Here is a 13,437-nt window from a genome sequence, read left to right on the forward strand (position 1 = left end):
CTCTACTGATTTATTCTTTGCTTAATTTGTTGAACTAACCGCTTATCTTGGCCATTATCAGGGTCTACAAAGAGTAAGAAGTCATTGCCATCATTGGTAATAACATTGATGGTTGTATTGGTCAGTTTATTCTTGGAATAGTTTACTTCAACCTCTTTCACATCTTCAAAATGACTCATGCTAGACTCAATTTGACCTTGTTCATTCTTCCAGTAACTAAAGATAAAATTATCACTTATCCCATTACCATCATCGCGTATATCAAATACCGCATCACTGTAAAAGAATAAAACAGCTTCGTTACTGGGAATTAGTTGTTGGCGTTTTAGAAAGTTAACTTGGTGCGACCACAGTTGCTCTCCTTTTATAACTTTGGTACTGGGGATCAAGTAGCTTTCCTCAAGCAGGCCTAAAAACAAAAGGGGGCATAAAACAATAGAAATAATAATATTTCTGACTCGCCATTTTGAGTTGTATTTTACTGCTTTATCAGATTTATTTTGATGTTGTATATAATTAACAAGCGGCAGCCAAATAAGAGGAGCCAAACAGATGCTCAATGTTGAAAAATGATCTGAGCGTGAGGCAAGCGATAACAACAGCAACAAAATCCATGCACCAATAGCGATACCTGTCGGCATGATTGTATTTTTATTGAAATTCGTTTGGCTGTGAGTTTGCAAATGTTGAAAAAGTGAATAATAAAACAGTGGAGCAAAAATCCCCCGTGCAATAGGCATTATATTACTGTTTTCTTTGCTTTTAATTAAATGCCAAGTTCTGTAATTCCAATAACAGGTAAATAAACCAAGAGTAAATACGCTGTATAAGGTAAATTTAGTGTTTGAAATTGGATAAAACTCAGCGTCATCAAAGGTCGGGCGTTTTGCCGACTCTATGCGCCATGCAATAATGAATAGTATCAGTACTAGCGCATAGGCAGCTAGAATGATAATAACCCAATGACTGCTGTCAAACTCAGTCGACTCATCATTTGAACTTTCTAAATTAGGACCATATTTAACAATGCCAAACTGTGAATCTGTCATTAATTTATCTCGCTCAGAGAGGTATTCTTTGATTTTATTGGCAGGAATGTGATCAGTTTTTGCCTGAAAAAAATAGTGAAGTGTGAGCGTGTTATCGTCAAATTTAATGTCTTTTTTAAAGTTAAAAAAAGCATTGTTAATTTCACTTTTTTCATTATCAAAGTGCCAATTAGGCTCGTCAAACTTTATATTTATTGTTGTTTCGAGATTGTTTGGGTATTTAAAATACAGAGGTGCAGTACGATTAATTTGATCAGGTTCATAAACGCTATTTTGAATCTCAGAGGCGAAGAAGTCAGCTCTGTAATCCTTACCGTTGGCCTGCCAAAAATCATTAATTAAATAAAATTCATTCGTTCTAAGCTCACCTGTCTTTGCTATTTCATCAACCGTCATGGGCTTATCACGCGCAATATTTTTAAACTGCCCTTGGTAATATTCAAAATAGTTTTGCGCGGTCTTATCTAAACCGTTACGCGCAATGGCGCTGCGTCTATTAATCGCATCAAACCCACTGTATGTGTAATGTGTTTGGTAAAGTGTTGCTTGGTCAATTGTTTTGGCAACATGGTATAACTCATTAACCGAAAGAGAGGCAGTATTAACTTCGGTTTTCATTTCTGTCAGTTGTTGTTCCGAGGGGGCTACAATCAAAGCATACCCATAGTTAGGTTGTGCTAGATGCTGTAATTCCCCAGTTTGATAACTAATTGTTGGGTCTAGCCAGAAACGCTGATCTTTATGCTCTAAAGTAACAATGACATGGTCGAACTGATTTGCTGATGGTGGCAGTTTGGCAATACGCTTACTTTCTTGTGTGTTAACTAACGCTGGGTACGCTGTTATTCCCATTGCTTTTAATAATGAAATTAACAAAACGGTTTTGTCTTTACAGTCACCGTAGCGTAATTCAAGCGTTTCCAATGCAGGGGTCGGTTGATGAGAGTTGGTACCCATTTCTAGCCCTAAATAGCGCACTTCATCTTGAGCAAACTTAAGTGCCGCAGTTATACGATCAGGGATATTTTGATGGCGTGATGAGATATCTTGAGCTATTAATGCGACTTGATCATGTGTTTCAATAGCTGTTTGATATAAAGGGGTTGCCCAATCAACAACATCCGCCCATGTTTTAAACTCAGAGAAAAATACGTGTTTATGTGGGCTGTACCATCGAGGTGCTTGGCTTGAAGAAGCAATGGTAGGTTCGTTTGTTAATTGTATTTGGTAGTCATGGCCCAGCGTCAAAGGAGTGTCTTTTATTTCAACATCACCATTAACTGTGGAGATATGCAGAGGAGTGTGTTTTTGCCATAACACACGCATAAATTGCTGAGCCACAGGCACAGACCAGTTTAAGGTGCGAGAGACGCTAAAGTGTTTATAAACCGGATTTTGCCCCGTAATGGTGTAGCTATAATCAAGCTTATCCATCGTGCGCATATCATCGATGATGATATTTAAACTCAAACTACCATTATAAATACCATTTGCGAGCTCGGTTTCGCGCTGCAGCATTTTAAACTTGGCGCTGGTTAACTTATCGGTGTATTGACCATCACGAATAATTCCTAGGCTATTAAGCACAAGCGTTTCGTAGCTGGGATCAAACTCTAAATTCAGTTGGCTTATGTAGTCAATGCCCGTTTGATTCGCGGCTTGCATTACAGTTCGAGTAAATCGTTGTGTAGGCTGCGTTGTTGAAACTTTTATTTGAGTATCAAGTAATAAATAGTATGTGCCGTCGGCAATTTTCTCTGTGGGTATATCAGTAGTGATAAGAGATTGTTGGTTAACCCATTTGCCTGCTGGCTGTATTTGATAGTCTTGGCTGGTACATAGAAAGCTTATCGAGAGTAAAAAAATACAAAAAGTGTAGGCGGTTAATTGAGTCCATTTCATTATTATTCTTCTTATTGGTAATACTGGGGGCGTGCACTTAATAGAGGTAGATTACCAAGCAACGTGTTATAAGCCAAATAAGAGTCGTGCTTTTTGTTAAATTAAACGCTGGAAAATCGCCTCTAAATCTGCGATTTTAAAGAAAAAAGGAATTACCATGGAAGAAACAAAAATAACACCTGCAATACAAAGTAATATAACAAACGATTTAGCGGGTATTAAAGGGTGGCTCATATTGGTCGCTATTGGCGTCGTAGTCGCGCCATTTCGATTAATCACCTTTATGCTGAATACCTACCCTGATTTGTTCACTTCAGGTACGTGGCAATCTCTGACGTCTCAATTTGGTGAGTTTTATAACCCTTTTTGGGCTCCTCTACTGATCAGCGAAATGCTTTTCAATGCCGTGTTTATAATTGCATCTATGTATCTGATTCTTTTGTTTTTCAAGAAAAAAGTAGAATTTCCTAAGTGGTATATTGGCATTGCCGTATCGAGTTTGCTGTTTATTATTGTTGATGCTTTTGCAATTAGACTAGTCATACCGGATGCACCTATTTTTGATAAAGAAACAAACATGGAGGTAATACGAGGTGTAATCACTGTTGTCATTTGGGTGCCATATATGCTTATTTCTGAGCGGGTAAAGGCCACCTTTGTAAACTAACTCGGTTGTATCGATAACGTAATAATTGCTTGTGTGCCCACAGCATGTGGATTGGCCAGTAATTGCAACTCGCCCCCTTGGTTACGTATCAATTCACGACTGATTACGAGGCCGATTCCAGCGCCTTGTGCTTTGGTTGAATAAAACGGCACAAATAGGTTGTCAGGATTAGCAATGCCGGTTCCGCAGTCGGTCAATTTTATCACAATAGCGTGCGTATGTTGCTGCCAGCTTAGCGCAGGAGGGGTATTACCGCCCGCTTCAAAGGCATTCTTTATCAGGTTGATCAGTGCTTGCTCAAGCTGGCCTAAATCGGCTGTAAAATTAACTGGCTGAGATGAGTGAATCACGAGTTCTGGGAATATTGCCTGTAGCCGTAAGTTTACTTGCTCGTTATTGATTTGCTGTTTATTTGGCGTGGGTAGTTTTGAAAACGCACTGTAGCTACTGACAAAATCGAGCAAGTGTTGGGCGCGCTTTTCTATTACCTGAAGCATATCTTGGGCAAGGTCGGGCGAAGTGGTTATTTGCCCTTGTTGTTTCATGGTTTGCAGTGACTGACTCATGGAATAAATAGGCGTTAAGGAGTTGCGCACTTCATGGTTGAGTACGCGGATCAAACGTTGCCAAATGTCTTGTTCATTTTTACGCAGTTGCTGCTCAATCGAAAATAAAGTGAGTAATTCAAAGCACCGACCTGCACGCCAAAACACCTGAGACGAGAGTTGAAAACGCTGTTTAAACTGTGATTCTTCATGTTGCTGCCAACCTGTCGCCTGTTGAATTAAGCCAAGTTCTTCTGCGCTGAGTCCATCGATATTAGGGGTCGTTAAGCAGTTTAAGAATGCGTGATTGGTAAAGTAAACTTGCCCGTGAGGGTCTAAAATAACAATAGGTAAATCAAGCATGCTGGCAAACTCAAACACGAACTCTTCGGTTTGCATATAATGGCGCTTATTTTGCGCTATTTTATTACTCAGCTTAGTAAAGTCTTTTTTAAGGGTTGCAACACGTCCGCCTTGATATTGCGCTAAGTGCCAGCTATTACTCTCATTATTCGCCAATGCGTCAAGTTGAATGCCAAATCGTTCGATAACATCAACAGTCAATGTATAGCTTTTGACCAGCGCGGTTACCGTTATAGCTGCGATAGGCAGTAAAAGGCTGAAGCTTGCAAACCAATCGAAATCCCAGCTAAATGCGAGCAATATACATAATGTAAGCACGATAAAAACAATTAAAAAGCCGATGCGTTTTAGGCGCTGCTCTAAAGAGCGAACCGTTGGCATTATAAACCTGAGTCTTTTAAATCGATTTGATGTTTATCAATTCGTCTGTAGATGGCTGATTTACTTAGGCCTAAGAATTCACCCGCAGCAATCACGTTGCCATTAAACTGAGCCAATGCCTTTTGAATCATTTGTTTTTCTAATTCTTCAAGGGGCAGCAGCGGCAAAGTATTAGTGGTTGAATGGTTGATAGGGGCTTCGCTGCTAGGTTGTTCAAGGATCAAATCAGCAGCTAGAATGGTGTTATTATCGCTCATGATTACTGCACGTTCAATACAATGACTTAGCTCGCGAACATTGCCTGGCCAAGGGTATTGAGTTAGAGCAGTGGTTGCCTCAGATGAAAGCGACATGCCTTGGCGTTGGTATTTTTTACTGTGGGTTTTAATTAAGTGATTAGCTAGTTCGACGATATCTTCTATTCGTTCGCGTAGCGGTGGAATATGCAGTTCAATGGTGTTGAGCCTGAACAGTAAATCGCGACGGAACTCACCATTGTCAATCGCTTGTGCTAGTTCTGCATTGGTGGCAGCAATAATACGTACATCGGCTATTTGGGTTTGGCTTGAACCTAATACTTCGAATTCTTTGCTTTCTAGTACGCGCAGCATTTTACTTTGTAATGCTAGAGGTAGCGTGGCTATTTCATCTAAAAACAAGGTGCCGCCATTGGCTATTTCAAAACGACCGAGCCGGTCTTCTTTGGCGTCAGTAAAGGCGCCTTTTTTATGACCGAATAGCTCGCTCTCAAAGAGTGTTGGCGCAATCGCACCAATATTTACGCTCACATAGCGTTGCTCGCAGCGGTTAGAGTGTTGATGAATGTAGTGCGCGAGTAAGCTTTTTCCGGTTCCATTTTCGCCCGTGATCAGTATGCTGGCATCTGTTTTTGCAGCACGTTTAGCACGCTGCAATAACTGTTGCATGGCTGGGGAATAGGCAATGTAATCGGCAGTTTGTGGGTCGTTTAACGCTTTTAAGCAGGCATTATCATGATTGCTTTTTTTCAGCTTCAATTGTTGCTGTACCACAGCGCTGAGTCGCACGTTATTCCACGGTTTTTCGACAAAGTCGACCGCACCAAATTGCATGGCTTTTACTGCTACATCAACACTTGCCCATGCGGTCATAACGACGACAGGGATTGTAGAACCACGTGTTTGAAGTTGTTTTAAAAATCGCAGCCCTTCTTCCCCTGAGGTGGTGTCGAGCCGAAAGTTCATATCGAGTAAAATCAGACTGATAGCATTGCTATTAATCATGTCGAGTGCCTGCTCAGGGCCTTGTGCTTCTATGCACTGTAAGCCGAGTTGGTTTAATGCCACTATGGCGGCCATACGAACATCGGCTTGGTCGTCGATAACTAAAATTGAGTCCATTTTTTATTTTTACTCTATCTCAACCAAGCAAAAGCAGCGTGCTTTTGCTTGGTTGTGGCCTTACATTACTTAGTCGTTACGAAGCGCGGCCATGGGTTTGGCTTTAATTAACAGCAATAGTGGCCTAAAACAGGCAAACATTGCAATAATCAAGGTGATAAACCAGGCCATTAATTGCAAGCGCACGTCTAGAATTAACCATGAGACAAGCTCTTCTTGCAAGATAAAGTAACCTGCTACTACGATAATAAGCGCTAGCGTAAAACCGATTAACACAGGAGTGATGGCCTCTTTACCCATGAGTTTAAATAAACGTGCCTTTTTAGCCCCCAGTGCCATACGAATTCCAAACTCATAGCGGCGCAGACCTAGGTTGTAGCTAAGTACTCCAAATATCCCAATGGCCGCTAATAGTAAAGTGAATAGTGCCAAGGTACTACACAGCGCAACAGTTAAACGGCTCATGTAGAGTAGGCCATCATACTCTTGCTGTAAGTCTTTAAATTGCCATAACGTTAAATGGCTATTAGCTTCTCTGAGTAGGTTTAATATTTTTTCATTATTAAGTGTGGTACCGGCGTCCATTTTGATCGTAAACATGTAGCTCCATGGTGTCGCTGGCCACCACATGTGCCGACCAAACGACTCATCATAGTACTTAGGGTGATTGAAATCTTCGGTTACCCCGACAATTTCAAACATTTTATCTTCTAAGCCTTGGTAACTTTTACCGATAATATTTGTGTAGTCTTGATCGGGCAATAACCAATTCGCAACACTGATAGACACCAATAGCTCATTTGTTTCCCCGCGCATAGCTTGTTCACTGAAAGTGCGGCCAGCGAGTATCTTGGTGTTTACTAAATCAAAATATTCAGGCCCGACCCATTGGCTTGGGAAGAAGATAGAGCTTTTTCCTTCAACATCGGTCAGCGTATTGGCATTTTGCCTTGGCGTTACTGGGCTGTGGCCGATAGCCACATCTTTGATTCCGTCGCTATTTTTTAGTACTTGTTGATATTGCTTAAGTTGCTCATAGCGCTCAGGCAATGTTGCATTATTATCTGCTTGAAAAAGTTGGGCAAAGTATAGGTTTTCTGTATCGCTACCGAGTGGGCGGTTGATGGTTTCAAGAGACTTGCTGACAATCATCACTGAAAAACTCACTAATAAAGCAGCAACAAACATTTGGCTACCGATCAATATGCGCACGGTGCGACCTGAGACCTGTGATACACCGCCTTTACCGCTACTTTGCATTTGGCCACTGAGGGTTTTGTAGTTAATTAAGCGGGCTGTAATGATTGAAAATACATAAGCCAAGGCAATACAGATGGCAATGGCAATGAGCACCAAGCTGGTGTCGACGGCTAGGCTGTTTACCAGCGGTAAACGGCCTTGTGCTAATACTTTAAACAGCCTAATGCCCCAGACTGACAAAAACAGCGCAATGCTAACTGAGATAGTCATCAATATAAGTGATTGCAATAGAATACTATTAAATAAAACGTTACGTTTTGCGCCCAGTACAGCTTGCAGTACTAATGTTTTGTGTTGCGCCAAGGCACGAGAGAAAAATAACGTGCTTACGTTAAGTACAGCAATAATAAATAAGCCTAAGGCACCGGCAAGCATCATTAAACTCAGTTTATCATTATTACCCAGTTCAACCTCGCGATACGGTGTGACAACAGGGTTCACATCTGTGATGCCGCCATTGTTTAGCCACTCAGATTTAATGGTATCAATTTGGGTTTTTAAGTCGGTTTTTACTTGCTCGTTAGTGACGCCAGGCTTTAATACGGCGATCAATTTTAAATTTCTAAAGGTATTAGTCCACGGGCTTTGCCATTCATCATTGTGGAAAAACCGACGGTCAGTGCTCATTGGTAGCCATACATCAACCAGGCCTGTTTTTATCATATATGACGGGCTAAATTCTTCCGACACAACGGCCTTTATGGTGTAGCTAATACTGCCGAGTGTTTGTAGTGACGTGCCAATTACATCAGGGTCACTGTTTAAATGTTCACGCCAAAATCGTTCTGAAATAACCACACTGTCATCAACCTGCTCTAGTGTGTCACCGCTACTAAAAGGCTGCCCGAGGATAAATTCTGTATTGAGTAGCTCAAAATATTCGCCACTGACATATAAAATATCTTCTTTGGGCTCCCCTGCAATGTTTTTAAAAATCATTTCACTGGCATTGATAATAAATGCATTTTCAAAGGATTTATTGTTCTTAAGCCAGTGCACTATGGATTGATAACTTTGAAAGCCAACCGCATCATAATCATCATAAGTGAGGCTTTGCTCAACCACCACCATGCGGCTCTCATCAAATACATCGAGCGGTTTTAAAAAGTAGCTATTCACTAAACTTAGTACGACAAATAATGCAGCTAAAGTCAGTGCGAGTGTTGAGACAACAGCACTGACGAATCCCGGTGCACTCATCAGTGATGCCCATGCTAAGCGTAGTTGGCTACGCGTTTTAGTTAAACGACTCATATTAAACGACCTCGACACTGTCTGTTGCTAAGTTGGCTTTAGGTCTTGCTTGGTTTTCGCGCGCGTGCGAGTAAGAGACAATTTCGCCATCGAGGAGTTTTAGTTGAGTTTTTGCTCGCCCTGCGTAGCGCAAGTCATGGGTTACCATGCAAATGGTGGTGCCTTTTTGATTAAGTGCATCGAGTAGGTCCATCACTGCATCGCCATTTTTAGAGTCAAGGTTACCGGTTGGCTCATCGACCAATAAAATGCTGGGTTTACCGGCAAGTGCGCGAGCAATGGCAATACGCTGTTGTTGACCACCAGAGAGCTGGTTGGGCTTATGTTGTGCGCGGTGGCCCATTTCAACTTCATCAAGCGCATGTTTTACTGCATTGTTAATGTCAGCTTGGCTCATCGCAGGCTCGCGATAAGTCAGCGGCAGGGCGACGTTATCAAATACTGACAGTTCATCGATTAAGTTAAATGACTGAAAGATAAAACCAATATGTAGATTACGCAGCTCGGCTTGTTGGTCCATATCAAGGGTTTTGGTGTCGACATTTTTTATTGCATATTGACCATCAGTGGGGCTGTCTAGCAAACCGAGTAAAGACAAAAGCGTTGACTTTCCGCAACCTGAAGGGCCGCTAATACAAATATAATCACCTTCATGAATAGTCAGGTCGATGTTTTTTAAGGCATAGGTTTCAACATTTTGGCTGCGATAAACCTTGGCGATGTTCTTTAATGAGATAAGCGTGTTGTTGTTCATAAACTTTCCTGTTCGATTTTTATAGTTGCCAAATGCTGCCATTTAGAAAGATCTGAAATGATCAGCTGCTCGCCCACTGTCGCGCCGTCTAAAAGTTGAATCGTATTGTCACTGAGTGTACCAAATTCAATATTTATTGGGGTGGCTAAATGAGTGGTTGGATTAAGTTTAAAAAGCGTCGCTTTTGAATGCGCTTGTGCTTTTTGCGGTAATTTGATGGTCAGTGCGTTTGGAATGACATTGCTTATAACATGTCCCTCAATGCTTAAGTCGGGGCGCGCATTAGCAGGTAATTCGCCAATGAGATCAAGCTCAATCATGACACGACCATCACTAACAATAGGATCGATACGGGTGACTTTAGCCTTAACCTCACCTTGTTTGGAGCGACTAAATGTATTCACGCTGGCGACCATGTTGAGTGCTATTTTTTCAGCATCACTTTGTTTTATGCTTAGCTCCGCTTTTAGAGCCGTGTCTGAACCGACTACGGCTAAGCGGGTTCCGGGAGTTAGATTTTGACCAAGTTCTACATTGAGTTCTTGTAACATACCGTCAATGCCTGCTGTCACTTGAAGGTCATCAAAAGCCTGTTGTTGTACTTGATAATTTAATTCAAATTGGCGTAATAGCTCTTGTTGTACCTTGCTGCGCTGTAGGTGCATTTGCGCGAGTTGTGCGAGGCGTTTTTTTTCAATCTCAACCCGTTGCTGAAGTTGTTTTACGGTGAGTAAGCTGCGTTTGTAATCTAAGCTCGATACGATACCTTGTTCGATTAATTGACTCTCCGCTTCACTTCTAAGTTGGGCGCTTTCAAGTTCACTTTGCAAAATGGTTAAATTGGCTTCACGTTCAAGTAACTGACTCTGTTGATTGATTTCTTGCTCACTAACACTGGCTTTTTGTCGTGCCAGTTCCAGGCGTGCAACAGATAGACGCTGAGCCTGCAGAGGGTTTACAAGGCTAACGATAATCGTATCTTTATTCACTCGTGTGCCGGGATATACATGAATGGCCTCGACCATGGCAACATCGGTATTAGTTAAATAGCGTTGATATTTTGATTTTAATCGGCCAAAGCCTTTCACTTTCACAACAAAATCAGCTTGCATCACGCTGGCAATTTGCAACTGTGTGGCAGGCAATGATGTGGGAGCAAGCCACGATTTTATCAGCCACATGGCCAGTATGAGGCTAAAAAGCAACGCGCCAATAAGGAGCTTTTTACGCTGACTTGGCTTGCTGCTAGGTTTTAAGGTGCTATCTAAATCCATTGGTTGTACTTCATTGTGTTCTACTTAGTAAGCACTGAAGCGAGGAGTATGCCAATTATTAAGGTGTTGAATTTATAGTGTTTTTATTTTTTGGGAATAAAGTGTTTCCCACTTTTGGGAGAGTGAAATCAAAAGTGGGACGAGAGGTGTGCTAAGCTTATTGATCAAGCTTGGCTAATTTTATTAATTGTTTTCGCGCATGTGTGTTACCAGGTTGGAGTTTCAGTACCTGATTATAGTTTGCGATGGCGTGTTGGTAGTCTCCAAGGTGCCAATAGGCTTCAGCTAAGCTATCAAAGGTGTTGTAACTTTGTGGGAACAAATGCGTGTTAAGTTTAAAGATAGCCAAGGCTTTATGTAGTTTTTCTTGGCTAATCAGTGAGTAGCCCCACAAATTAAGATTGTTTTCATTAAACTGGATATGATGTTTTTGGCTTAAGGTGTGCGCAGCTGCAATAGCATTGTCATAGCCCTGAGCTTCAAGAGCCTGCCATAATAGCTTTATATTTTTAGCTAAACCAAAACCATTCTCGCGTTTCATTTGTGGGATATAAAATCCGGCAATTTCATCAACAAACTGTGAGGGAAGTGCGCCAGCTAAATTGGTTAAAATAACGATAGACATATTATCTTCTGGGTAAATAAATACACCCGCTCTATTTCCACCAACGGCCGCGATTGCCGGGTGTGCTTCTCGTCTTATGACTGGCCAACCCAAGCTATAACCATTTAAGAGCCTGTTAAACCCTTGCGTATTACCATTATTTAACCGGGCTGGAGTCCACATTTGGCGTACACTGTTATCATTGATCAATTGGTTAGTTTGTAATGCAATTAACCAGTTTGCTATTTCAGTGGCTGTTGATGCCATACCCGCTGCTGTTTGTAACATAGGAGAGAAAGTGGCTTCTCTTAAGTTTATAAGTGTTGCGCCATGGCTTTCGTATCGCCTTGCTGATTGCTTAACGACGTTATTAAGGTTGTTAAAACCAGCGTCAATGGTTCTGTTCATTTGAACCCGCTGTAACTGATTTTTTACGATAAACTCCTGAAATGGCATACCTGATAGCGTATTAATTAGCTGACCAATGACAATATAATTAGTTTGGTTGTATTTAAAACGGCTGCCTTTTTCAAACTCTATAGTTAATGATTGTACTTTTTGCCAGGCATCCTGCGGCGCAAGATCAGAGATTAAGTTACCCACATCGTCTTTCAAAATAGCCGGTAAACCCGAAGTGTGACTCATCAATTGTTTAATCGTTACGCCATGCCACGACTTAGGTAGCTCAGGTAGATATGTGGAGATAGGGGCATCTAGGTGTAGTTTTTCCTGTTCAACTAATTGCATTAAAGCAACGCCAACAAAGGCTTTAGTGACTGAATTAATTGAAAATAAGGTGTTTGAGTCAACCGTAATATCATCTTCAATATTCGCGTGCCCATAATGGGCTGCTTTTATTATTTTATTATCTTTGACAATGGCGAGTTGTAAGCCGGGAATATTGCGTTTATCCATAAGTGTTTGCATCCACTGATCAAGCTCATCAGCATTGACGCTAAACGTATTTAAAATAAAGATGAAAAAGGTAAAACTGTGCAATATCCGGTTTTTACCCAGTGCTTTGCTCGCTGTATACACGTGATTGTCCTTAGTGTTTTGTTTGATTTATGTGTGAGATAAAAATTTTTAACTTACGTTATGAGCAGGGTAGCGAGGAATGTGCCAACTTTAAACTATTGAAAATTATGCTTTTTGATTTTTTTATGTGGTGCTAATTCCCAAATATGGGAATTGCTACTTAATACTCGGAGGCGTATGCGTAGCTTGTTAGCTACCTTCTGTTTTTCCTATTTGAGATAGCTGGTTAAATAAAATGCCTGCTTGGGTGCGATTATACACATTTAGTTTGCGCAAAATGGCCGATACATGTTGTTTGATAGTGGTTTCTTGAATCGACATTTCAAACGCAATTTGTTTATTAAGTAGGCCGTCAGCAATCATAGCCAGCACGCGATATTGTTGTGGTGTGAGTTTTTCGAGGTTAAGTGCAAAATTACTTTGTTCGTCGTTAACGACCACGTCGGTTAAATCAACCGACGGAGGCAGCCAGGTATCGCCATTGAGCACATGTTCGATGGCTTCACTGATAACATCTAATGATGATGACTTTGGAATATAGCCTGCTGCACCTAAACTCATGGCTTGTTTAATAATGGTCGGTGTTTCGTTTGCAGACACCATAATAACTAAAATGTCAGGGTAGCGATTTCGCAGTTGCGACAGTGCTTGTAGGCCATTAGCGCCGGGAATTGTGAGATCTAAAAAAATCAGCTCAATTTCAGGGTGCTGCGCTAATAAAGTGAATAAACCATCAATATCGCAGGTTTCTTTTATATGTTCTTCGGGCACTGACGTGGCTGCTGCTTGACGTAATGCGCTTCTAAACAAGGGGTGATCGTCGGCAATAATGGTATTCACAGCGAAAGACATTCCTAAAACTCCAAGGCAATAAGTTATAAGTGATTTCTTGGGTTGAAACAAGGTTTACCTGTGAGGGAAATACCAGATAAACCTTGGTACTTAAACCAACCGTATATTGAGTGAT

Annotated in this window: 9 protein-coding genes; 1 reads left to right on the forward strand and 8 read right to left on the reverse strand. The window is 41.3% G+C overall.

Annotated elements, in window-relative coordinates:
- Window positions 1–2: 2 nt before the first annotated feature.
- Window positions 3–2,951 (reverse strand): DUF3857 domain-containing transglutaminase family protein, encoded by a 2,949-nt coding sequence (locus ATS75_RS14190; protein ID WP_058561074.1) that lies wholly within the window; start codon window positions 2,949–2,951, stop codon window positions 3–5.
- A gap of 157 nt (window positions 2,952–3,108) precedes the next feature.
- Between ATS75_RS14190 and ATS75_RS14195 the strand changes: the two genes are divergently transcribed.
- Entirely contained in the window at window positions 3,109–3,618 is a 510-nt protein-coding gene (locus ATS75_RS14195) for a DUF2569 domain-containing protein (protein ID WP_058561075.1), read from the forward strand.
- Here ATS75_RS14195 and ATS75_RS14200 read toward each other — a convergent pair.
- From ATS75_RS14200 to ATS75_RS14230, 7 genes are all read right to left on the reverse strand, one after another.
- A complete protein-coding gene (locus ATS75_RS14200; RefSeq protein WP_058561076.1) occupies window positions 3,615–4,907 on the reverse strand; it encodes a sensor histidine kinase in 1,293 nt (430 codons plus the stop codon). The two genes, ATS75_RS14195 and ATS75_RS14200, sit on opposite strands and share 4 nt — an antisense overlap.
- Complete coding sequence (locus ATS75_RS14205) at window positions 4,907–6,286, reverse strand: sigma-54-dependent transcriptional regulator (RefSeq protein WP_058561077.1); 1,380 nt, start codon at window positions 6,284–6,286, stop codon at window positions 4,907–4,909. The genes ATS75_RS14200 and ATS75_RS14205 overlap by 1 nt, the downstream gene beginning before the upstream one ends.
- Before the next feature lie 69 nt (window positions 6,287–6,355).
- Window positions 6,356–8,800, reverse strand: coding sequence for an ABC transporter permease (locus ATS75_RS14210; protein WP_058561078.1), 2,445 nt, complete (start codon window positions 8,798–8,800; stop codon window positions 6,356–6,358).
- 1 nt (window position 8,801) lies between these two features.
- A complete protein-coding gene (locus ATS75_RS14215; protein WP_058561079.1) occupies window positions 8,802–9,554 on the reverse strand; it encodes an ABC transporter ATP-binding protein in 753 nt (250 codons plus the stop codon).
- On the reverse strand, window positions 9,551–10,828 hold the full coding sequence (locus ATS75_RS14220) for an HlyD family secretion protein (RefSeq protein WP_058561080.1): 1,278 nt from the start codon (window positions 10,826–10,828) through the stop codon (window positions 9,551–9,553). The genes ATS75_RS14215 and ATS75_RS14220 overlap by 4 nt, the downstream gene beginning before the upstream one ends.
- Window positions 10,829–10,985: 157 nt before the next feature.
- Window positions 10,986–12,470: a serine hydrolase domain-containing protein gene (locus ATS75_RS14225; RefSeq protein WP_152996227.1), complete on the reverse strand. Its 1,485-nt coding sequence runs from the start codon at window positions 12,468–12,470 to the stop codon at window positions 10,986–10,988.
- Window positions 12,471–12,659: 189 nt separating this feature from the next.
- On the reverse strand, window positions 12,660–13,322 hold the full coding sequence (locus ATS75_RS14230) for a response regulator transcription factor (protein WP_058561082.1): 663 nt from the start codon (window positions 13,320–13,322) through the stop codon (window positions 12,660–12,662).
- Between the last annotated feature and the right edge of the window lie 115 nt (window positions 13,323–13,437).

This window comes from Pseudoalteromonas sp. H105 (assembly GCF_001469215.1).
Taxonomy (GTDB): domain Bacteria; phylum Pseudomonadota; class Gammaproteobacteria; order Enterobacterales; family Alteromonadaceae; genus Pseudoalteromonas.